Origin of the sequence: Bradyrhizobium sp. 87 (genome assembly GCF_023073015.1) — a bacterium.
GTDB classification, from domain to species: domain Bacteria; phylum Pseudomonadota; class Alphaproteobacteria; order Rhizobiales; family Xanthobacteraceae; genus Bradyrhizobium; species Bradyrhizobium canariense_D.
In genome coordinates this window covers 343,427-364,967 of record NZ_JADPIQ010000022.1, presented here as the reverse complement: position 1 = coordinate 364,967, position 21,541 = coordinate 343,427, and the positions used below count along the sequence as shown (strand labels likewise).

The following is a 21,541-nucleotide window of genomic DNA, read 5'->3' as shown; positions in this document are numbered from 1 at the left end:
CGCGAAGTCAAGGAACTCCTGTTGCCTGCCGCGGGTTCTATCCCCGTCATCCCGGCACCTCGCCGGGGCAGATGAAGGGGTAAAATTCCTGCATGCAGTGGAGCCTGCTCCGACCGGTCGGCCTTGTCCCCGCGGCGCTTGTCCTCACCACCGTTGCGGCCAGCGCCGAGGGCGGCAAATCGGCCGGTCCCTCGGAATTCCTGCTGGTGGCCCAGATCGTGCTGTTGATCGCGGTCGGCCGCGGTCTCGGCGAGATCATGCAGCGCCTCGGCCAGCCCTCGGTGATCGGCGAATTGCTCGCCGGCATCCTGCTCGGTCCCTCGCTGTTCGGTTGGGTCTGGCCTGACGCACAGCAGGCAATCTTCCCCAAAACGCCCGAGCAGAAAGCGATGATCGACGGCATCGCGCAGTTCGGCATCCTGCTGCTGTTGCTGCTGACCGGCATGGAGACCGACCTCAAGCTGGTCAGGAAGGTCGGCAAGGCCGCGATCGCGATCTCGATTGCCGGCATCCTCGTGCCCTTTGCCTGCGGTTTTGCGCTCGGCGAATTCCTGCCAGATGCGCTGTTGCCGAATCCGCAAGCCCGCCTGGTTGCGTCGCTGTTCATGGGCACGGCGCTGTCAATCTCCTCGGTGAAGATCGTCGCGGTGGTTGTGCGCGAGATGAACTTCATGCGCCGCAATGTCGGCCAGATCATCGTCGCCACCGCCGTCATCGACGACACCATCGGCTGGATCATCATCGCCGTCATCTTCAGCCTCGCTTCGCACGGCGCGCTGGATATCGCCTCGGTGGCGAAAGCTGTGCTGGGCACGCTGGCCTTCCTCGCGATTAGCTTCACCATCGGCCGCCGCATCGTGTTCCAGCTCATTCGATGGGCCAACGACAATCTCGTCAGCACCGCCCCGGTCATCACGGTGATCCTGCTGCTGATGTGCGCGATGGCGCTGGTCACGCATCTGATCGGCGTCCACACCGTGCTCGGTGCCTTCGTCGCCGGCATTCTGGTCGGGGAGTCCCCGATCCTGACGCGGCAGATCGACGAGCGGCTGCGCGGGCTGATCTCGAGCTTCTTCATGCCGGTGTTCTTCGGTTTGGCCGGCCTGAGCGCCGACCTCACGGTGCTGCGCGATCCCCATCTGCTGATGCTCACCGGCCTGCTGGTCGTGATCGCCAGCGTCGGCAAGTTCGGCGGCGCCTTCGTCGGCGGAACCGTGGGCGGGCTGAACACAAGGGAGTCGCTGGCCCTCGCAAGCGGGATGAACGCGCGCGGCTCGACCGAGGTGATCATCGCCACCATCGGTCTTTCGATCGGCGTGCTCAGCCAGAACCTGTTCACGATGATTGTGACCATGGCGATCGTGACCACGATGGCGATGCCGCCGATGCTGCGCGCCGCGCTGGCAAAGCTGCCGATGAACAAGGACGAGCAAGAGCGCCTGGAGCGGGAAGAATTCGAGAAGCGCGGCTTCGTCGGCAATCTCGAACGCCCCTTGCTCGCCGTGGACGAGAGCGTGAACGCCACCTTCGCTGCCCACATCGCCGGCCTGATCGCCGGCATGCGCGGCTTGCCAATCACCGTGCTGCACATCGGCAAGCGCGCCAAGGATCAGGAGAAGGGCCGCGATGAAGAGGAAAGCGCGGAAACCGTGGTGAAGAAGGCCGCCGAGATCGTATCGGCCCATGGCGATGGCGATGTCGGCAGCGTCGACGTCGTCACCCGGGCAAGGCGTGCGGAGCTCGGCGAGTCCATCGCCGACGAAGCGCGCAAGGGCTTCGATCTTCTGGTCATCGGCGTCGACAAGGTTGCTGCCGCCAAGGATCGCTTCGATCGGAGGATCGAGGACATCGCAGCGAAGTTCGAGGGACCGCTCGCGGTCGTGGCGGCCAAGGGCAAGCACCTGAAGCAGCCGACGCCCGAGGCGCTCAACATCCTCGTTCCGGTCTCCGGCAGCGGCGTCTCCAAGCGCGGCGCCGAGGTCGCGGTCGCGCTGGCGCAGGCGGGATCAGGCTCGCTCCGGGTGATCTATGTCGCGACGACGCGCGACAAGGGCGCGCAGCGCGGCGCCTCGCGTGGTCTGAACCAGGAGGCCGGCATCCTGAAGGACGCCAGCGATCTCGCCGCCCGTTACGAGGTCGACATCACCACGACCTTGCGCGCGAACCGGGCGCCTGAAGCGGCGATCCTGCGCGAGATCGAGACCACCGCCGTCGATCTCGTGGTGATGGGGGTCGATCGCATCCAGGCCGATCATCTCTCCTTCGGCGGCGTCGCCGACGCCGTGCTCAGGCAAGCGAAGGTGTCGGTGCTCCTGGTCTCGAGCGGGGAGGCGCGGCCGACGTCCACGGAGAAAGCCTAGGATTTCACTTCGGCCACTGCCACCGCCTTCGGCGTTTTCTTCGACGCACGCCAGTTCTCGAAGCGCTGCACCACCACGAAGAACGCCGGCACGAACAGCACCGCGAGGCAGGTCGAGGCCAGCATGCCCGAGAACACCGTGATGCCGATCGACTTGCGCGCGCTGGCACCGGCGCCGGTCGCGATCACCAGCGGCACCACGCCGAGGATGAAGGCGAACGACGTCATCAGGATCGGGCGGAAGCGGGCGCGCGCAGCTTCGACCGCGGATTCCAGCACCGGCTTGCCATCGCGGCCGTGCAGCTCGAGCCCGACCTCGACGATCAGGATGGCGTTCTTGGCCGACAGCGCGATCAGCAGGATCAGGCCGATCTGGCAATAGAGGTTGTTGTCGATCTTCAGTGCGTTGAGGATCAGCATGGGGCCGAGCAACGACAGCGGCACCGCCAGGATTACCGAGATCGGCGCGTACCAGCTCTCGTACTGGCCGGCGAGCACGAGATAGACCAGCAGCATGGCGAGCCCGAACACCCAGTAGATCTGGTTGGAGACGGCCTTCTCCTGATAGGACATCGCGGTCCATTCGAAGCCGGTGCCCGGCGGCAGCGTCTTGTCCGCGATCTCCTCCATCAGCTTCAGCGACTGGCCAGAGGAGTAGCCCTGCGCCGGCAGGCCGATCACGGTCGACGATGGATAGAGATTGTAGAGGCTGATCAGCGACGGGCCGGTGGCGGGCGTGATCGTGGCAACCGTGCCGATCGGGATCATGTCGCCGTTCGAGTTGCGCACCATCATGTTGGCGATGTCGCGCTCGGTGACGCGGAAGGCGGGATCGGCCTGGGTGTAGACCTGGAACACGCGGCCGAACTTGTTGAACTGGTTGACATAGGACGAGCCGAGATAGGTCGAGAGCGCCGCGAACACCTGGTCCGTCGTCACGTGCAGCGTCTGGGTCTTGATGCGGTCGATCTCGACGTTGAATTGCGGCACCGAGGAGCGGAACGAGGATTGGACGCGCTGCAGCGCGCTCTGGCTCTGGCCATTGCTGACCATCGCGCCCGTGATGGCCTGGAGCTTGGCGAAATCGCTGTTGCCGTCGCGCAGCTCGACCTGCATCGAGAAGCCGGCCGCGTTGCCGATGCCCTGGATCGGCGGCGGCGGCAGCACCAGCGTGCGCGCTTCCATGATGGCCGCGAGCTTGTCGTTCAGCCCGTAGACCAGTGAGCGCAGATCCTCGCCCGGTCCTTTGCGCGCGTCCCAATCTTTCAGGATAATGTAGGCGACGCCGGCATTGGCAAGGCTGGCGCTGTTGTCCAGCGCGGAGATGCCGGCGATGGTGATGACTTGCTGGACTCCGGGCGTGTCCTTGATCAGCTCGCTCGCTCTGTCGAGCACCTTCTGGGTCCGTTCCAGCGCGGCACCGTCAGGCAGTTGCACGGCGGCGATCAGGTAGCCCTGGTCCTCGATCGGCAGGAAGCCGGTCGGTACCCGGGACAGCCCGTAGCCGCCGATCCCGATCAGCACCAGCGCGATCGCGACCGAGATCGTGCTGTTCCTGCACAGCACGCCGATCAGTCGGATGTAGCCGCGCTCGACGCGGTTGTAGACCGCGTTGAAGCCGCGATAGAAGAAGTTGCGCTGCTCCGGCGGCACCGTCGGCCGCAGCCAGAGAGCGCATTGCGTCGGCTTCAGCGTCGCCGCGTTGATGGCGGACAGAAGCGCGGTCGCCGCGATCACCAGCGCAAATTGCGAATAGATGCGGCCGGTGAGCCCGGCGAGGAACGACGCTGGCAAAAACACCGAGATCAACACCAGCGTGATGCCGACGATCGGCGCGAACAGCTGGTCCATCGCCTTGATCGCGGCGTCATGGCCGTTCATGCCCTGCTCGATGTTGTGGGCCGCGCCTTCCACCACGACGATGGCATCGTCGACGACGATGCCGATCGCTAGCACGATCGCGAACAGCGTCGACATGTTGATGGTGAAGCCGAGCGCGGCCATGGCGGCGAAGGCGCCGATGATGGTCACCGGCACAGTGGTCGCCGGCACCAGCATCGCGCGCCAGTCCTGCAGGAACACCAGGATCACGACCAGCACCAGCAGGCCGGCCTCGATCAGCGTCATGTAGACCTCGTGCACCGAGGCCTGCACGAATTTGGTGGTGTCGAACGGCGTGTCGTACTTCATGCCCTGCGGGAAGGCCTTGGCGAGCTGCGCCATCTTCTTCTCGACAGCCTGCTCGACCTGGAGTGCGTTGGCGCCGGGTGACTGGAACACGCCGATGCCGGTGGCAGGCTGCTTGTTGAGCGAGAAGATCTGGCTGTAGGTCTGCGCGCCCAATTCGACCCAGCCGACGTCGCGCACCCGCGTGACGTCGCCGCTGGTGCCTGATTTGACAATGATGTTCTCGAACTCGGTGGTATCGTCGAGCCTGCCGTTGACGTTGAGGGTGTACTGGAACGCCTGACCCGGCGGCGTCGGCGGTGCGCCGACCTGGCCGGCGGAGACCTGCTGGCTCTGCTGCTGGATCGCCTGGATGACGTCCTGCGGCACCAGGCCCCGGACCTGCAGCTTGTTCGGATCGAGCCACACCCGCATCGAATACTGGCCGGCGCCGAACACGGTGACGTTGCCGACGCCGGGCAGGCGCGAGAGTTCGTCGCGGAGGTTGATGGTGGCGTAGTTGCTCAAATAAAGGCTGTCGAACGTCTTGTCGGGCGAGGTCAGCGTCACGAACAGCAGGATCGACGTCGACCGCTTCTGTACGGTGACGCCCTGGTTCTGCACCGACTGGGGCAATTGCGACAGCGCGCTGGAGACGCGGTTCTGCACCAGCACTTGCGCGAAGTTCAGGTCGGTGCCGATCTTGAAGGTCACGGTCAGCGTATAGGTGCCGTCGGAGCCGCTGTAGGACTGCATGTAGAGCATGTCCTCGACGCCGTTGACCTGTTGTTCGATCGGCAAGGCAACTGTGTCGATCACGGTCTTGGCGCTGGCGCCGGGATAGCGTGTGGTGACCTGCACTGTCGGCGGCACCACGTCGGGATATTGCGCGATCGCGAGGTTGAACAGCGCGACGCCGCCGATCAGGATCATCAGCAGCGCGATGACGTTCGAGAGGACCGGCCGCTCGATGAAGAACTTTGAGATCATGGCAGGCGCTCCTACTTACTTGGCAGACGCCTGCGGCTGCTCGATCTTCGTCACCTGCGGCTCGATCTTCTGGCCCGGAATCACCCGCAGCAGCCCTGCGATCACCACGCGATCATCCGGCTTCAAGCCGCTTTCGATCACGCGCAAACCGTTGTCCACGGGACCGATCTGCACCTTGCGCTGCTCGACAACGTTGTCGCCATTGACGACGAGGAGATAGCGGCCGCCCTGATCGCTGCCGAGCGCGGTGTCGGGCACGAGCAGGGCGTCCTTCTCCTGAGTGAAGGGCACGCGAACGCGGACGAAATAGCCGGGCAGCAGCACCCGCTTGTCGTTGGGGACAAGGCCCCGCACTGCGAGCGTGCCCGTCGACTGGGTGAGGGTCGGGGCGACATAGTCAAGCTTGCCCTCATGCGGATAACCGGCCTCGGTCTGCAAACCGACTTGAATCGGAAATTGCTTCATGTCTGCGGCGGTGAGCCCGCGGCGGGCGGCCTCGGCACGGATGCGCAGCACGTCCTGCTCGTTGACGGTGAAATTCACATAGATCGGGTCCATCGCGACGATGGACGCGAGTTGAGTTGGAGAGGAGACGCCGACGAGTTCGCCGACCGAGACCATGTGAGCGCTGACGATGCCGTCGAAAGGCGCGGTCACGTTGGTGTAGCCGTAGTTGACCTGGGCGAGCTTGGTGTTGGCCTCGGCCTGCTGGAGATTGGCCTGCGCGTTATCGCGCGTCGATGTCGAGGTGTCGAGCGTGGCCTGCGAGACGGCCTGGCGCTGCACCAGCTCAGCCTGCCGTTTGTAGTCGGCTTCCGCCTGCCGGACTGAGGCCTGCGCGCCGGCCTCGGCCGCCCGCGCCTGGTCGAGCTTGAGCTTGTAGGTCTCGGGCTCGATCGTGAACAGCTGGGTGCCCTGCTTGACGAAGGCGCCGTCCTGGTAGTCGATCGATTGCAGGAATCCCTGCACGCGCGCGACGAGATCGACATTCTTGAACGGCGCGGTGTTGCCGGTGGCCTCGACATACCGCGTCACCGGGCGCTGCACCGGCGCGGCGACGTCCACCTTGGGCGGCGGCGGAGCGACGAAACTGTTCTTGTCCTCGCAGCCGGCGAGCGCGGCCACGGCCATCGCGGCGGCCAGTGCCTGCCCGACATGTCTCCACGCTTCGTTGCGCCGTGCGGGAGATGCGGGATTCGCGCAGGTCATTCGGTGGCCCCCGGTTGCTGTCTATCGAGGCGGGAGGCTACCAACAAATGCCCGGACGTGGAACACCATAGCCATGGCAGTCGTCGGCCTTGCGCTGCGGACCGCGCTGTGGCCTTTGGCAGTTTTGCCATCACAAACCGCTTTTTATCGCGCACCCGATCGACCAGAACTATGTCACAGGCCGAGCGACGGCGCGCGAAGCGGTCGGGACGAACAAGAGAAGAATACAAGAAGAAAAGGTCGGGAGATCATGACATGCCCACGTCGGTCCTTAAGTCGGTCCTTGCCGGCCTCATTCTCGCAGCGGCGGTCGTCATGCCCGCGCTAGGCGATGGACTTAAGGACGAGATCGCACCGACCGGCAAGCTGCGGGTCGCGATTGCGATCAGCCTGGCTGGCGGCGCGTTCTGGTCCACCAAGACCGGAGACGGCTATGCCGGCGTGCCGGTCGATCTCGGCAGGGAGATGGCCGGGCAACTCGGCGTGCCCGTTGAATATGTCGTGTACCAGAATTCAGGGCAGATCACTGACGCGGCATCGAACGGCAACTGGGACGTCACCTGGTTGCCCAAAGATCCTGAGCGCGAGAGCAGGATGATGTTCGGCCCGATCTACGAGGTCGCGGACGCCACCTACATCGTCAAATCAGGCTCGAACGTCACCAATTTCGCCACGCTCGATCAGGGGGGCATCAAGGTCGCGGCCGTGAACGCCACGACCACGATGCGCGGCGCGGCCGCGCATCTGAAGAATGCGAAGGTCACGGGCTATCAGACCTATGACGAGATCTTCGGCCTCCTCAGCAGCGGCCAGATCGATGCGTTTGCGCTGTCGCGCGACCAGCTCAACAAGATGGCGCAGAAGATCCCGGGCACGCGCGTGCTCGACGAGACCTTCAAGAAGACCGTCACGGCGGTCGCTGTACCGCTCGGCCACCCCCAAGCGCTGACCTTCGTCACCAAATTCATGAACGAGGCGGTGACGAATGGCACCTTGCGCAAGGCCTACGACAGCAATGGCCTGAAGGACGCGCCGATCCGCACCGAATAGGACGGCGGCGCAGGATGACTGCGCCGCGCTCCGGCCCTACGGCTCCGCGGTGCGGATGCCCGCGGGGCTCACTTGCATCTTGAGCGTGGATGTCTTGTTCAGCGCCTTGCCATCGAACGAGAAGGCGATCAGCTCGTTTTCGACCATGCACTGGGCCACGACATATTTGGACTCCTTGGACCACACCATGCCCTGGCACCAATGGCCGATCTTCGCTTCCGTCACCGGCGTAAGGTCAGTGCCCGAAATCTTGTAGACCTTGAGCAGGCCGAAATCGTTGAAGAACGGCGACGCCGACGGCTTGTTCGAACCGTTCATGACGGTCACGGCCACGTAGTTGCCGTCCGGGGACATCTTCACGGCTTCCGGCGTCTGCCCGACGGTGACTGTCGTGACGACGCGGATCGGTTTCGCCGTCATGTCGATCAGGCTGATCGAGTCGTTGTCGCCGCTGCTGGCGCCGACATTGCCGACGATGGCGGCGGCGCTGCCGGTGACATCGATGTCGTAGGGGCGGATGCCCGCGGAGAGATCGCGCTTGGCGTACTCGACCTTGCTCCCGTCCACAGTCAGAAGCGAGATCTTGCTGTCTCCGTCGCGCGTGACCAGCGCGGTCGCGCCGTCATGGGAAAAGACCGCGTGGCTGGGGCCTGATTTGGCGTCGCCGAGCTAGATCTTGCCGACGGGCGCAAGCGTGCCCCCGCTGATGGTGAAGACCGAGACCGTTCCTTCGCTGCGGTTCGCAACCAGCGCCAGCGTGCCCGCGCGGTTGATCGAAACGCCGGCAGCGCCCGCGCCGGCTTGCAAGGTCGCCAGTACTTTGGGCGGCGTGGATTTCAGGTCGATGACCGAAAGCTTGTCGTCGGGCACCGTCTTGGTCGGATCCGCGGGATCGAGCTTCATCGCGCCGGTAACGAGGGCGAACGCGCCATCCGGCGCAATTGCCACGCTCGGCGGCGGTCCGACGACGCTGGCCGGGGCGGGCACCTCGCCTAGAAGTTTCAAGGCACCGTCGGTGAAGTCGATGACGCTCACCGTGTCCGGCAGTGGTTGCTTGCGCACCAGGGCGCTGCCGTTCTCGAGCACCATCTTGCCGTCATTGGCCGTGACGACGATCTCGGCGTGCGCGGCGAAATTGGCGAGGCCCGCCAGGGATGTTGAGATCAAAGCACATGCGGCACGGCGCGTGCGCTTGCGAAGAGCGGCTGTCATATGTCCCCCCGAGATTTGTTCTTGTCCGGAGAAGCTAAATGCACCGGGCGCAGGACGCAATGACCAGGTGGCGAGCGTTTGCCTTTGAAGACGCCGACGGACGGCTACAAGGCGGGAGCTAGCCTCTCAGTCGCGTGCCACGCGGCGAGGCCCCTCAGCGTGGCTTGATCTCCGCGTATTTCGCCATCGCCTTCTCGAACTTCCGCTTGAACAGCCACATCGCGCCAAGGATTTCCCGGAAGCTTGCCGAGGTGCGCGCCCGGTCGGCCTGTCCGAATGCGAAGATGCTGTTGTTGCGCAGGTGCTTCATGATCGTCGGACTGGACACCCTGTAGTTCAGGAGATCGCCGGACCTGAGCGCCGCCCGCGTCGGCGTGGGAACGATCTGGATCAGCTCGAACAGCTTCATTTGGTCGATCGGGTCGGGCAGCGTCTTCACGATTCCTGGGATCTCCCGGAAAATATCCGCATGCGCGTTCATCAGGCCGTCGCGCACGTTGGTCCAGTGATTGAAGCGATGATCGGTGCCGCGGGCCCGCGCCTCCTCCTTGTCGTCGCGCGCGCTCAACCCGGGATCGGCGGCCGCGATCTCGCCCTTGATGGCGTCCCATTTCCTATGGCCGTTGCGGTCCTCGGACGGGCCGGTCTGGAAGCTGCCCATATAGGTGTTCGAGCGCCCGTTGCGGACGTTCTGCTTGCCGTTGGTCTCGGCGAAGAACAGCCCCAGACTGATCCGGCCCGCGGCTTCGGCGTGGTCAGGCGCCAACCCCTTGGCGCGTGCGATCGCGACCGCGAGATCCACCACGTCCTTGAACGGTGTCGCCGAGTTCTGCGCGCCGGCCGGCGGCGCTTCCATGATCTCGAACAGCTTTGAGTATTCGTCCACCAGCGGTTCGATGTCGGCATCGAAATAGGCCGGCGGGATCTCGAACTTGTTGGGCCTGCCGGTCCGCGACGGCATGACGTCGGTGAGATCCTTGTAAGCACTGATCACGGCGACGCGTGCCAGATAGAGCGCCTGGCCCGGCAGGTTCGGCAGCGGCTGTTTGGCGTCGATCTGGCGGCGCCGCTCGGAGAGAATCGCTTTGAAATCGCCGAGCGCACGCTCGTAGGTCGCAACCGCCTCCGATTGCCTGGCCGTGAGCGTTTGCGCCAGGCTCGGGACGAAGGTCGCAAGGATCAGCCCAAGCGCCGTTATGACTGCGGCGGCGCGATGTCGTGCTCTCATGGCCGGTTCCCTGGGCCTGTCGATTCGATGGCCAAGGGGATCGTAAGCATCGGAGGCGAGGGCTGGCGAGCGGCAAATCCCACTCGGCCCGAATTCGCGGCCTCACGCCGCTTGGTAATCCGGCGCGGAGGCGAGAAACCGCGCATAGGCGTCCGCGTCCGGCGGCCGGAAGTGGCCCGCGAGCCCGCCGCGCTTCTGCTCCTTGGCGCCGATGTCGGCCATCAGCTCGTCGAAGTGACGGTAGTGATAGGGCGCGACGCAGAGGCCGCCATAGACGCCCGCAGCCGGCCGTTCGACCCGCTTGAAGTGCAGCATCATCTCGATGTTGTCGCGCATCTGTTGCGCGGTCGGCTGGCGTGCGAGCTGTCCGTCGGCGTAACGGACCAGCCAGTTGGCGGCGAGGTCGGCGCAGAGCACGGTGCAGAACGAGGAGTTGAAACCGACGAAACCGAGCTCCGGCAGGTCGGGATTGGCGATCAGGCGATAGAGCCGGTACTGCCCATCCGCATCGACCAGTTTTGCCTGGTACGCGGCGGGCAGGAATGGCACGCCGAGCTTGTAGCCGATCGCGAGCACCGCGACATCGGCCGCCACGCGCTCGCCGCCGCTCATCACGATGGTGTCACCGTCGTAATGATCGAAGCTGCCGAACACGGCCTTGATGCGGCCGTCGGCTACCATCGGATGGAAGCCGGGTGTTGCGATCGGCACCGAGCAGTTGACTCCGTCCTCGATCCGCTCCTTCGGCACCATGTTGCATTGCTTCAGCTTGAGCTGCGCCTTCAACAGGCTTTCCAGCCCGCGCCAGTTTGCCCAGACGAACGGTGCTGCGATGCGATGCGCAAGGCGCGACATCGCGCCGATGCCCCAGCCCGGAAACATCTCCTCCTGCGCACGGATGTAGAGGATGCGCTTGAAGTTCACGAGACCGCCGATGAAATAAGGAATGCGCCAGACCGGCTCGCGCATCACGATCGTCACCTCACGCGCGCCCGCTTTCACGGCGTTCACCGCGATGTCGGTTGCCGATTTCGATCCGCCGAGCACGACGACGCGCCGTCCTTTCACCACTTGAGGATCGTTGTATTTCGATGAATGCAGGATCTGCCCGCCCTGTGCTAGAAAGCCGTCTTCGCCTGGGCAGTGCAGCTCCCGCGGCTCGTTGAACTGTCCGGTGCAGACCGCGACGAAGTCGAAATCCTCAGCTGTGCTGGCGCCGCTCTTGTCCGAGAGCGCGAGCGTCCAGCCTGGTCTGCCGTCGGCGCGTCGCGCCATGCCCGACACGCTGGTGTTGAAACGCAGCATACGGTCGAGGCCAAAAATTCGTGCGTAGTCGGCGAGGTAGGCGTGGACTTGCGATCCGGTCGGCCATTCCGGATAGGCTTCGGGCATGGCGCGGTCGGTGTAGCGGTAGAGCTCCTTCGGGCTCTGGGTCTGCACCTCCGGATAGGAGCGCGCCGGCTCCCAGACGCCGCCGAGATCGGCGCTGCGTTCAATGATGGTGACCCGGTGACCGCGGGTCGAGAACGCCTTTGCGGCGGCAAGGCCGGAGACGCCGGCGCCGATCACGCAGACATGCTTTGGGTTGACCATGGGATTGCTCGCGAGCTCGAATGTTCTGGGCACAGCAGGCCGCGTTCGGCCGCGCTGCGCCGCCGCTGGACCTGCGACGAAACAGAAATGGGAGTGGGGCGGCCGCCTAGTCGTTGGCTTCAGGCGGCAGGAAGTCGACCTCGTGCAGGGCCGAGATGCGCACGACCTCGGCGGGGTCGGCCAGATTGTGGAGCTGGTTGAACAGCGCCTCCAGCTTCTGCATCGGCGAGACCCAGAACAGCGCGCGGGCCGGCTTGTCGGACTTGTTGAAATAGCCGTGCGGGATGCCGCGCGGCAGGCGCACGAGATCGCCGGCGTTGGCCTTGACCCATTTGCCGTCGAGCTTGAGGTCGAGCGTGCCCTCCTGCACCAGGATGAATTCGTCCTGGGTCGGATGGATGTGCACTGGCACGAACTGGCCCGGCTCGCTGTTGGTCTCGAAGGCAAAGGTGGAATCGGTGACGGCCTTGGGAAAATAGACCTGGCCCAGAATATTCCAGGTCTTGCCGCCATAGCCCGTGCCGTTCGCGGTAATGCCCTTCTCGAGTGCAGTCATGGCTCGCCTCCATCGTGGATCCCGACGAGGGTGGAGCTTCGGTCAGGCGCGGGCTGCTGTCTATCCGCTAAACGAATCCGGACACGTCCTGTGCCGTGCGGCACGACGTTTTTGCGACAGGGCTCTTTCCGGGGACGGGGAACTATTATAGGTTTAAAATATTCCGTGATGCCAAGCGTGGTCGGCGATGTCCGCAGCCGAGCTGGAAATGAGCACGCCTCGATCCGCGGCCGAAAGGCTCGCGGCTTTCGCCCGCGTCACCACCGACGACGCCGACGAGGCGGCCGAGCAGGTCGGGCGCATCTTCTGCCCGCATGATCTGACGCCGATGCGGAGGTCGGGCTTCTCGGCCAGGCACAATTGTGCCGCCTTCGACGGCTTTTCCATCAACTATGTCGCCTATGGCGGATCCGTCACCATCGATCCCGGCTGCCTCGACCGCTTCTTCCTGGTGCAGATCCCGCTCGCCGGCACGGCCCGTATCCGCGCAGGTACCCGCGAACTCGACACAGCGCCGGAACGGACGGCGTCGCTGTTGTCGCCGACCATCCCGACCCGGATGATCTGGACCGAGTCGGCGCAAGCGATCCTGCTGCTCGACCGCCGCATGGTCGAGCAGCGCGCAGCGGCATTGTCGGGCAGGGCGACCGGCGCGGTCGAGTTCGACCCTACGCTCGACCTGAACGTGCCGGCCGCGCGCGGCCTCGCGGCGAAGCTCGTCGAGCTGATGATGCTCGCCGAAGGTCTCGGACCGTCCGGCAGGCTTTCACCGGTCGCGACCGCGGGCTGGCGCGAGGCGCTGCTTCATTACCTCCTCGACGGCCAGCGGCACGGCCTGTCCGACGCGATCAGAACGTTCTCGGGCCAGGGCGAGCGTCTGCCGCGCGCGCTGCACACTGCGCGGGACTGCCTCGCGGCGAATGCCTGCGAGCCGCTCGACGTTGCGCACCTCGCCTGTGAGTCCGGGATCGGCATCCGCGCGCTACAGCTCGGTTTCCGCCGTCATTTCGGCGTGTCGATCTCGCAGATGCTGCTCGACATGCGCCTCGCCAATCTCCACACCCGGCTCACGCAAGCCGAGCTGGACACTTCGATCACCGAGATCGCCTTCGATCTCGGCTTCACCCATCTCGGCCGCATGGCCGGCGCCTATCGCGAAAAATTCGGCGAGACGCCGTCAGCGACGCTGCGGCGGAAGATGAGCTGATGCGCCGGCGGCTTCCCGATGTCGGTTGGGGAGCGCGCGGCGCGAAGACGCGGCATCATTTGAACGTCGTCGCCTGAGTAACATCGCCCCAGCAATACTGATCGTCGCAGTCTTTTAGCTTGTCGTTGATTGACCATTCAACCATGCCACCCGCGTTGGAATTCGCAGCGGATGGCCTAGGTCTTCCGCGACCTTGTCGCGCCATCGCGTTCAGCCGCCTGCCTGCGCAGAAAGCCTTCGAGATCGGCCTGCACGGAATAGGGCGTCGGGATCGGATCGCCCGCGTCGTCGACAGCGGTGTCGAGAGAGCGGCGCAGCATGCGCGCGAGCTCGGCCTTGCGGTAGGGCTTTGTCAGAAGCGGTGCGCCCTTGGTGGCGCGCCCCTGCGCATGCGGGGCGTCGTAGGCATAGCCCGACGTGAAGAGCACCCGCAGCGAGGGGCGCGATGCCACCATCTCGTCGGCGAGCTCTCGTCCGTTCAAGCTGCCGGCCATCACGATGTCGGTGAAAAGCAGGTCGAAGGGCGTGCCTTCGGCCGCGATGGCCAGTGCCTCGGCTGCATTGGCGGCCGAGATGACCTTGTAGCCGAGGCTTTCGAGCTGAACCGTGACGTACTGGCGGACGTCGCGGTCGTCCTCGACACAAAGAATGGTTTCCGTCCCGCCCACGACCTTGCGCTCGTCATAGCCGGTGGGGCGAAGCGTGCTCGCCTCCGCCTTCGGCAGATAGATCGTGAAAGTCGTGCCGCGTCCTTCTTCGGAAGCGACCTTGATTCCGCCACCGGACTGCTTGATGAATCCGAACACCATGCTGAGCCCGAGCCCGGTGCCCTTCCCGATGTCCTTGGTCGAGAAGAAGGGATCGAAGATCCGCTCCAGAATGGCCGGCGGAATGCCAGTGCCGGTATCGCCTATCTCGATCTCGACATAGTCGCCGGCATAGCCGGCCCCGACCGCCACGGCCTCGCGGACGCCGAACACGACGTTGCGCGTCGTCAACGTCAGTCTGCCGCCGTCCAGCATCGCGTCGCGGGCGTTGATCGCGAGGTTGAGAAGCGCCGAGCTCAATTGGCCGCGATCGACGAGGGCGAGCCAAATGTTGCCGTCGAGCCGGGTCACGATCTCGATCTTCTTGTCGAAGGTTGCCAGCAGCAGCTTTGCGAGCTCTTCGAGCAGCTCGTTGATGTCGCTCTCGGCCGGCTTGAGCGCCTGCTTGCGGGCAAAGGACAACAGGCTCGACGTCAGCGCGGCGCCGCGATCGGCGGCGTCGCTGATCAGCTTGGTGATGGTCGCGAGCGGCGGATTATCCTTCACGGCGTCGGCGAGGATCTCGATCGTGCCCGTGATCACGGTGAGCATGTTGTTGAATTCGTGCGCAATGCCGCCGGTGAGCTGACCGATCGCCTCCATCTTCTGGGCCTGGATCAGCTGCTCCTCGGCGGCGCGCTTCTGGGTGACATCCTTGACGAAATTGTTGATGAGGGTGCGCCCCCCGATGTGGAGCGCCGTGCTGGAGGCCTCGATCAGGATCTCGTCGCCGTCCCGGTGCAGCAGGGTCGCTTCGAACCGGATGCCGATCGGCGTATCCGACAATTCCGGCAGCAGCCGCATCATGCGTTGCCTGAAGCCGTCGCGCAGCGGCTCGGCGATGAGGAGATTGACGACGTCCGTGCCGAGCGCCTCCTTGTGCGTCCATCCCGTCAGGGCCTCGGCCTGAAGGCTCCATTCCAGCACGATGCCGTTCTGGTCGGTCTGAACGAAGGCATCGAGCGCGGTCTTGATGACCGCTTGCGTCATCTGTGCGCTGGCCCGCGCCTGCTCGGTCAGTAGCGCGGCGGCCCGTTTTTCCTGCGCCGTTTCGATCGCGCGCGTGCACAGACGAGCGAGCAGGACCGCAATGGCGCCGCTTGCGAGCATGGCGACGATCTGGGCAATGCCGAACCCGGTTCCGGTCGCGGCATAGGAGACGAGGAGAGCCGCCGCGGTCACGATGACCTGCGCGGCCATCGCGAGTGTCAGAAGCCGCCTGAGTTTCATGGTCTCACACCAACGCGTCAGTGGCAGACCCTCGTGTCCGCCCTGTCAATGACCGGCTCCACGTGAGCTACAGATGTGAGCTACAGATTCCGCGCGGCAGCGTCGAGGGGCAATTTGCGGTGGTGCCGGGCTGGCGGCGCTTTCAACCTGCCGGCGAATCGGTCTGGCGCAGCGTCGTCACCCAGATCACGCGGGCCGTCTGCTGGGTCGGGTTGTCGAACATGTGCGGCACGATGCTCGGAAAGCGAAAGCTGTCGCCGGCGTCGAGCAGATGGGCCTGGTTGTCGAGCCACAGCCGCAGGCTGCCTGAGAGGATGTAGCCCGCCTTCTCGCCGGTGTGCTGCAGGAAGTCGGTGCCGGACGAGGCGCCGGGATTGAGCGTGAGCTCGTAGAATTCGAGCTGGCCTTTGTCTGCCGGCGTCAGCGCTTCCTTGACGACGCCGCTGGCGGTGAGCCGCAGCAGGCGCCGGCCGTTCTTGCGCACGATATAGCGCTGCACGTCGGCGGGATCGGTGGTCTCGAAGAAATAGGAGATGGGAACGTCGAGCGCGATGCTGAGCAGGCGCAGCGTGCGTATCGACGGCATGGCGCGCGCGCGTTCGAGCTGGCTGATCATGCCGTTGGAGAGGCCGGTCTTCTTGGCGACGTCCTGGATCGACAGGCCCGCGCGCTGCCGCAGCAGCCGCACGGTCTCGCCGAGGCGCTGGTCGACGGCATCGTCGGCTTCGGTCGGCGGGGCATCCTTCGGATCGTTGATCTCGCCGCGACCATCCATGTCGCTCTCCCATGCATCATCTCAGCCCGGACAATGACGTTCCGGAGCTTCAGTCGGAGTGAAAAGGTCGCGCATCCTAGCAATATGATTGACAGCTGTATTTAGTCGTGATGAACTTTTGATAGAAAATTTAGAAGCACTAAAGCCCATTCCTGTCCCTTTGCCGGGGTCTCGGGGCCCGGGAGACGGTGCCGCGTGCGACAACGGAGAGTGGTCATGGCGGACGACACCGGGAAGTTCGGCGTTGGGGCACTGCATCTCGGCAATCCGAATCGCCGTCAGATCTTTCAGCTCGGGGCCGGCGCCGCGGCGGGATGGACGCTATCGGGCAACGCATTTGCGCAGACAGAACGCCCGACCAATCCGCCGGACAAGCCGCGCGGACAGGTGATCGCGGCGCTGTCGCAGGAGCCGACGGTCTTTCATCCCCTGATGCCGGGCATCGAAGTCGATCAGGGCATCTGGTGGCAGGTGTTCTCGCCGCTCTGGTTCATCGATCCCGACGGCAAGTTCGTTCCCGACCTCGCCCGCGAAGTCCCGACGGTCGAGAATGGCGGCCTCTCGGCCGACGGCCTGACCTGGAAGATCAAGCTCCGCAGCGACGTGAAATGGCACGACGGCACGCCGTTCACGGCCGAGGACGTGAAGTTCTCGCTTGAGCTGATCAACAACCCCGATTTTCGCGCGCGCAGCCGCGTCGGCCATAGTCTCGTCAAGGACATCAAGATCGTCGCGCCCGACGAGATTCACTGGCGCATGGAAGCTCCCTATTCGCCCTATATGTCGATCCTGGGATCGCTGACCTTCATCGTGCCCAAGCACATCCTGGAGAAGGTGACCGATCCGAACGCCTCGCCGTTCCACAATGCGCCTGTCGGCACCGGACCGTTCCGCTGGGGCGAGCGCGTGCCGGGCGACCACATTCAGTTGAATGCCCATACCGGCTATCACGCCAAGGGACCCTACGTTGAGCGCGTGGTGTTCAAATACATTCCAGACCTGACCGTGCTCTACACCCAGTTCCGCACCGGCCAGGTCGATTACACCGGCCTGCAAGGCATTCTGCCGAACTTCGTGCAGGAAGCGAAGACGCTGAAGGGCCGCAAGATCTTCGTCTCATCCACGTCGTCGGTGGAGCACATCGCGCCCAATCTGGAGTTCGGCGCGTTGGCGGACCGCACGGTGCGCGAGGCGCTGTATCTCGCGATCAACAAGCAGGCGATCATCGACGCGCTGAACTACGGCTTGCCGACGCAGACCGAAAGCTTCGTGCCGCAACAGGCCTGGTCGTTCCAGCAGGGACTGCCGCAGCACAAATACGATCCGGCCAAGGCCAACACGCTGCTCGATGCGGCCGGTTGGGTCCGCGGCGCCGGCGGCGTGCGCGAGAAAGGCGGCGTCAAGCTCGAATTCACCAATTCAACGACGTCGGGCAATGCGGTGCGTGAGCAGACCCAGCAGCTGCTGATCCAGGACTGGCGCGCGATCGGTGCCGCGATGCGCGTCAACAACATGCCGGCCGCCGTGATCTGGGGCGACTTCTGGCAGCAATCGAAATTCAATTCGGTGATCGTGGGAGTGAATTTCATGCTCGGCAGCGACCCCGACGTGACGCCCCGCTTCGGCTCCGGCGCCATTCCTGCCAAAGGTGGCCGCGGCTACAACACCTATCAGTATCGCAACCCGGAGGCGGATCGGCTTCTCGCCGAAGGTGCCAAGCAGTTCGATCTGGCGCAGCGCAAGACGACCTATGGCGCTCTGCAAAAGCTCATCCGCGACGACCTCGCGATCCTGCCGCTGTTCCAGGGCTTCATCGCCGAAGGTGTGAAGGAAGGGCTGCAAGGCTTCCGTCCCAACATCAACATGTCGATCAACTGCTGGAACATTCGCGAATGGTATTGGGCCTGATGGTTCAGGCGCGCGAGATCGCCTGAGATGGCCCGTTACGTCGCCAATCGCCTGGCGCAGGCGATCATGCTGCTGGTGATCGTGTCCGCGATCGGCTTCGCCATCCTGCATCTGGCGCCCGGCGGTCCGCTCTCGCAATTCGCGGCGTCCGCGCAGATGACGCAGGAGGATCTCGACCGCGTCACGCGGCAACTCGGCCTCGATCGTTCGCTGCCGATCCAGTATCTCGATTGGTTCGGCCGGATGCTGAGGGGCGATTGGGGCCGCTCGTATCGTGACGGCGAGGCGGTGCTGGCGGTGATCTCGTCGCATCTCGGCGCCACGCTGGAACTGATGGCGACTGCGACCATCATCGCGGTGCTGCTCGGCTGCTGGATTGGCGTGCTCGGTGCGCTGCGCCGCTATTCGCTGTTCGATTCGCTCGCAACCGTCGGCGCCATGATCGCATTGTCGATCCCGACCTTCTGGTTCGGCCTCGTCACCATCTATGTGTTCTCGGTGAAGCTCGGCTGGCTGCCGGCCGGCAACCGGCAGACCGTCGGCGATGGCTCCCTGCTCGATCTGCTCCATCATCTCATTGCGCCGGCGCTGGTGCTGGCGCTGGTGGAGACCGCGATGTGGGGCCGCTTCATGCGCTCCTCGATGCTCGAAGTCATCAACCAGGACTACATTCGCACCGCGCGCGCCAAGGGCATGCCGGAATGGCGAATCCTTACGGTTCACGCCTTGCGTAACGCGCTGCTGCCGATGATCACGATGGGCGGCCTTCAGTTTCCGACGCTGCTCGGTGGTGCGCTGGTCGCTGAAACCGTGTTCACCTGGCCCGGCATGGGCCGGCTGTTCCTCGATTCCATCGGATATCGCGACTATCCCGTGGTGATGGGCATTCTGATGTTCTCGGCGATCATGGTGCTGATCGGGTCGCTGCTGGCCGACATCCTCTATGCGGTCGTCGATCCGCGCATCCGGGTGGGCTAGGGATGACGACCGTAGACTTGTCCAGCGCTCAACCCGCACCCGGCCAGGCCGCGTGGCGGCGATTTCGTCGGCACCGGCTTGCACTTGCAGGCGCGGTGATCATTCTCGTCCTTGTTCTCGGTTCGGCATTCGGCCCGTACCTCCTGCCGTTCGACGACACCTACATCGATATCATGAAGCGGTTCGCACCGCCGCTGTCGGGCGCGCACATCCTCGGCACCGACGAACTCGGCCGCGACGTGCTGGCGCGGCTGATGATGGGCGCGCGCGTCTCGCTGTCGATCGGCTTCGTCGCGATGGTGATGGCGATGGCGGTGGGCATCGTCGTCGGGGCCTTCGCCGGCTTCTATGGCGGCGTGGTCGGCGCGGTGCTGATGCGGCTCGTCGATGCCATGCTCTGCTTTCCGACCATCTTCCTGCTGCTTGCGCTCGCGGCGCTCATCGAGCCCGGCTTCATCACCACCACCGTGCTGATCGCGGCAACCGCCTGGATGTGGGTGGCCCGCGTCGTCGAGGCCCAGGTGCGCTCGCTGCGGGAGCGCGAGTTTGCGGTTGCTGCACTCGCGTTCGGCTCGTCGAATCTGCGGATCATGTTCCGCGAGCTCGTACCCAATGCGATCGCGCCGATCGTGGTGGCGGCGACGCTGAACGTGGCCAAGGCCATTCTGCTCGAATCCTATCTCAGCTATCTCGGTTACGGCATCCAACCGCCGGCCGCGAGCCTCGGCAACATGCTCAATAACGCGCAGATCTATCTCACCAGCGCGCCCTGGCTCGCGATTGCACCGGGCCTCGCCATCACGCTTGCGGTGACGAGCTTCAACTTCCTCGGCGACGGCCTGCGCGACGCGCTCGATCCGCGGATGAACATCCCATGATCTGCAAACTAGCGACGAGCCGAGCTGTCTCGATCGAACTGAATATCTGGAGTTTCCCATGTCCCCGCCGCTCACCCGCATAAACAGTGACGAGCGCCTGCCAGCGCAGGTGGATGTCGTCGTCATCGGCGGCGGCGTCATTGGCGTCTCCGCGGCCTATCATCTCGCAAAGAAGGGCCTCTCCGTCGCCTTGGTCGAGAAGGGCCATGTCGGCGGCGAGCAGTCGAGCCGCAATTGGGGCTGGTGCCGCCAGCAGGGCCGCGCGCGTGAGGAGATCCCGCTGGCCCGCGAGGCGCTGCGGCTGTGGGAAGACATGCAAAACGATGCCGGCGTCGATGCCGGCTTCCGCCGTACCGGCGTGCTGTTCCTGACCAAGAGCAAGGACGAGCTCGCCAGCTGGGAGCGATGGGCCGCAACGGCGCGCGAGATGCAGGTTCACTCGACCGTGCTGACGCCGGCGGAGGTCGCCGAGCGCCTGCCCGGCAATGCCGAGACATGGGTTGGCGGATTGCACACGCCGAGCGACGGGCGCGCCGAGCCCTCAATGGCCGTGCCGGCGCTTGCGACCGCCGCGCGAAAGCACGGCGTCACGATTCATCAGGGCTGCGCCGCGCGTGGGTTGGAGACGCAAGGTGGACGGGTGAGCGCCGTCGTCACCGAGAAGGGCACCGTTCGCACGCAATCGGTGCTGCTGTCCGGCGGCGCCTGGTCGTCGCTATTCTGCCGTCGCCACGGCATCGAGCTGCCGATCGGCCTCGTCAATGCGACCGCGTGCCGGACCACGCCGGGGCCGGAGATCACCTCCGGTGCGCTCGGCACCGATTTCTATTGCATCCGCCGCCGCCTCGACGGCGGCTTTACCCTGGCGCTACGCAACCGCGGCACGGTCGAACTGTCGCCTGATCTGTTCCGGTACGCGCGAACTTTCTGGCCGACCTATCTGCATCGCAAGAATGGGTTGAAACTGTCGTTCGGCAAATCCTTCTTCGACCAGCTCATGCGCGGCACGAACTGGAGCTTGGACAAGCCGTCGCCATTCGAGACCGAGCGGGTGCGCGATCCCGCGCCTGACATGTCGCTGGTCAATGCCGCGCTGGCTTCGCTGATCAAGTCGAACCCTGAATTGAAGGACATCGAGATCGCGGAAGCCTGGGGCGGGACGATCGACTGCACGCCGGATACCATTCCGGTCATCTCGCCGGTCGATGCCATGCCTGGCTTCTTCCTTGCCACCGGCTTCTCCGGCCACGGCTTTGGCATCGGTCCTGCGGCCGGCAAGCTCGCGGCGGACATCGTGACGGGCGCGACGCCGCTGGTCGATCCCGCGGCCTACAGCCACAAGCGCCTGATCGACGGCCGCCGGCTCGCGCCGGTCAGCCCGTTCTGAGAGTTTTGG

Annotated in this window: 15 protein-coding genes and 1 pseudogene; 7 read left to right on the top strand and 9 right to left on the bottom strand. The window is 64.8% G+C overall.

Annotation, left to right across the window (positions count from 1 at the left end; genetic code table 11):
* The first annotated feature begins 92 nt into the window (after nucleotides 1–92).
* Entirely contained in the window at nucleotides 93–2,360 is a 2,268-nt protein-coding gene (locus tag IVB50_RS06255; RefSeq protein WP_247295001.1) for a cation:proton antiporter, read from the top strand.
* Here the strand turns inward: IVB50_RS06255 and IVB50_RS06250 are convergent.
* Nucleotides 2,357–5,515 carry a multidrug efflux RND transporter permease subunit gene (locus tag IVB50_RS06250; protein ID WP_247294998.1) on the bottom strand — a complete coding sequence of 1,053 codons (3,159 nt, stop codon included), beginning with the start codon at nucleotides 5,513–5,515 and terminating at the stop codon, nucleotides 2,357–2,359. The two genes, IVB50_RS06255 and IVB50_RS06250, sit on opposite strands and share 4 nt — an antisense overlap.
* A 15-nt stretch (nucleotides 5,516–5,530) precedes the next feature.
* Nucleotides 5,531–6,724: an efflux RND transporter periplasmic adaptor subunit gene (locus IVB50_RS06245; protein ID WP_247294996.1), complete on the bottom strand. Its 1,194-nt coding sequence runs from the start codon at nucleotides 6,722–6,724 to the stop codon at nucleotides 5,531–5,533.
* 255 nt (nucleotides 6,725–6,979) lie between these two features.
* Between IVB50_RS06245 and IVB50_RS06240 the strand changes: the two genes are divergently transcribed.
* On the top strand, nucleotides 6,980–7,774 hold the full coding sequence (locus IVB50_RS06240; protein WP_247294993.1) for an ABC transporter substrate-binding protein: 795 nt from the start codon (nucleotides 6,980–6,982) through the stop codon (nucleotides 7,772–7,774).
* Between the two features lie 36 nt (nucleotides 7,775–7,810).
* Here IVB50_RS06240 and IVB50_RS06235 read toward each other — a convergent pair.
* The 5 genes and pseudogenes from IVB50_RS06235 to IVB50_RS06215 all read right to left on the bottom strand — a co-directional run.
* A pseudogene (locus IVB50_RS06235) lies at nucleotides 7,811–8,419 on the bottom strand (YncE family protein); the annotation flags it as partial.
* A gap of 24 nt (nucleotides 8,420–8,443) precedes the next feature.
* A complete protein-coding gene (locus tag IVB50_RS06230; RefSeq protein WP_240544095.1) occupies nucleotides 8,444–8,986 on the bottom strand; it encodes a hypothetical protein in 543 nt (180 codons plus the stop codon).
* A gap of 154 nt (nucleotides 8,987–9,140) precedes the next feature.
* Entirely contained in the window at nucleotides 9,141–10,214 is a 1,074-nt protein-coding gene (locus tag IVB50_RS06225) for a hypothetical protein (RefSeq protein ID WP_018454095.1), read from the bottom strand.
* Between the two features lie 102 nt (nucleotides 10,215–10,316).
* Nucleotides 10,317–11,807 carry an NAD(P)/FAD-dependent oxidoreductase gene (locus IVB50_RS06220; protein ID WP_085351881.1) on the bottom strand — a complete coding sequence of 497 codons (1,491 nt, stop codon included), beginning with the start codon at nucleotides 11,805–11,807 and terminating at the stop codon, nucleotides 10,317–10,319.
* Nucleotides 11,808–11,913: 106 nt separating this feature from the next.
* Nucleotides 11,914–12,363, bottom strand: coding sequence for a cupin domain-containing protein (locus IVB50_RS06215; RefSeq protein ID WP_018454097.1), 450 nt, complete (start codon nucleotides 12,361–12,363; stop codon nucleotides 11,914–11,916).
* 187 nt (nucleotides 12,364–12,550) lie between these two features.
* Between IVB50_RS06215 and IVB50_RS06210 the strand changes: the two genes are divergently transcribed.
* Nucleotides 12,551–13,570, top strand: a complete 1,020-nt coding sequence (locus tag IVB50_RS06210; protein ID WP_018454098.1) for an AraC family transcriptional regulator — start codon at nucleotides 12,551–12,553, stop codon at nucleotides 13,568–13,570.
* Nucleotides 13,571–13,746: 176 nt separating this feature from the next.
* Here IVB50_RS06210 and IVB50_RS06205 read toward each other — a convergent pair whose 3' ends face one another.
* Nucleotides 13,747–15,606 carry an ATP-binding protein gene (locus IVB50_RS06205; RefSeq protein ID WP_247294990.1) on the bottom strand — a complete coding sequence of 620 codons (1,860 nt, stop codon included), beginning with the start codon at nucleotides 15,604–15,606 and terminating at the stop codon, nucleotides 13,747–13,749.
* A gap of 142 nt (nucleotides 15,607–15,748) precedes the next feature.
* Nucleotides 15,749–16,381, bottom strand: coding sequence for a cupin domain-containing protein (locus tag IVB50_RS06200; RefSeq protein ID WP_018454100.1), 633 nt, complete (start codon nucleotides 16,379–16,381; stop codon nucleotides 15,749–15,751).
* Nucleotides 16,382–16,597: 216 nt separating this feature from the next.
* Here IVB50_RS06200 and IVB50_RS06195 point away from each other — a divergent pair, with 216 nt between their 5' ends.
* The 4 genes from IVB50_RS06195 to IVB50_RS06180 are packed head-to-tail and all read left to right on the top strand — an operon-like array spanning nucleotide 16,598 to nucleotide 21,532.
* The gene (locus IVB50_RS06195) at nucleotides 16,598–18,289 is read left to right on the top strand and encodes a peptide ABC transporter substrate-binding protein (protein WP_085351879.1); all 1,692 of its coding nucleotides are present in this window, start codon (nucleotides 16,598–16,600) and stop codon (nucleotides 18,287–18,289) included.
* 27 nt (nucleotides 18,290–18,316) lie between these two features.
* On the top strand, nucleotides 18,317–19,267 hold the full coding sequence (locus IVB50_RS06190; protein ID WP_204512119.1) for an ABC transporter permease: 951 nt from the start codon (nucleotides 18,317–18,319) through the stop codon (nucleotides 19,265–19,267).
* Between the two features lie 2 nt (nucleotides 19,268–19,269).
* Nucleotides 19,270–20,145, top strand: coding sequence for an ABC transporter permease (locus IVB50_RS06185; protein WP_085361475.1), 876 nt, complete (start codon nucleotides 19,270–19,272; stop codon nucleotides 20,143–20,145).
* A gap of 58 nt (nucleotides 20,146–20,203) precedes the next feature.
* Nucleotides 20,204–21,532: an FAD-binding oxidoreductase gene (locus tag IVB50_RS06180; protein ID WP_247294987.1), complete on the top strand. Its 1,329-nt coding sequence runs from the start codon at nucleotides 20,204–20,206 to the stop codon at nucleotides 21,530–21,532.
* Nucleotides 21,533–21,541: the final 9 nt, after the last annotated feature.

Coding starts and splice junctions, on each gene's coding strand:
- IVB50_RS06200 (WP_018454100.1), bottom strand. CDS start 16,381: ATGGATGGTCGCGGCGAGATCAACGATCCGAAGGATGCCCCGCCGACC.
- IVB50_RS06215 (WP_018454097.1), bottom strand. CDS start 12,363: ATGACTGCACTCGAGAAGGGCATTACCGCGAACGGCACGGGCTATGGC.
- IVB50_RS06190 (WP_204512119.1), top strand. CDS start 18,317: ATGGCCCGTTACGTCGCCAATCGCCTGGCGCAGGCGATCATGCTGCTG.
- IVB50_RS06225 (WP_018454095.1), bottom strand. CDS start 10,214: ATGAGAGCACGACATCGCGCCGCCGCAGTCATAACGGCGCTTGGGCTG.
- IVB50_RS06195 (WP_085351879.1), top strand. CDS start 16,598: ATGGCGGACGACACCGGGAAGTTCGGCGTTGGGGCACTGCATCTCGGC.
- IVB50_RS06230 (WP_240544095.1), bottom strand. CDS start 8,986: ATGACAGCCGCTCTTCGCAAGCGCACGCGCCGTGCCGCATGTGCTTTG.
- IVB50_RS06205 (WP_247294990.1), bottom strand. CDS start 15,606: ATGAAACTCAGGCGGCTTCTGACACTCGCGATGGCCGCGCAGGTCATC.
- IVB50_RS06240 (WP_247294993.1), top strand. CDS start 6,980: ATGCCCACGTCGGTCCTTAAGTCGGTCCTTGCCGGCCTCATTCTCGCA.
- IVB50_RS06210 (WP_018454098.1), top strand. CDS start 12,551: ATGTCCGCAGCCGAGCTGGAAATGAGCACGCCTCGATCCGCGGCCGAA.
- IVB50_RS06255 (WP_247295001.1), top strand. CDS start 93: ATGCAGTGGAGCCTGCTCCGACCGGTCGGCCTTGTCCCCGCGGCGCTT.
- IVB50_RS06220 (WP_085351881.1), bottom strand. CDS start 11,807: ATGGTCAACCCAAAGCATGTCTGCGTGATCGGCGCCGGCGTCTCCGGC.
- IVB50_RS06185 (WP_085361475.1), top strand. CDS start 19,270: ATGACGACCGTAGACTTGTCCAGCGCTCAACCCGCACCCGGCCAGGCC.
- IVB50_RS06245 (WP_247294996.1), bottom strand. CDS start 6,724: ATGACCTGCGCGAATCCCGCATCTCCCGCACGGCGCAACGAAGCGTGG.
- IVB50_RS06250 (WP_247294998.1), bottom strand. CDS start 5,515: ATGATCTCAAAGTTCTTCATCGAGCGGCCGGTCCTCTCGAACGTCATC.
- IVB50_RS06180 (WP_247294987.1), top strand. CDS start 20,204: ATGTCCCCGCCGCTCACCCGCATAAACAGTGACGAGCGCCTGCCAGCG.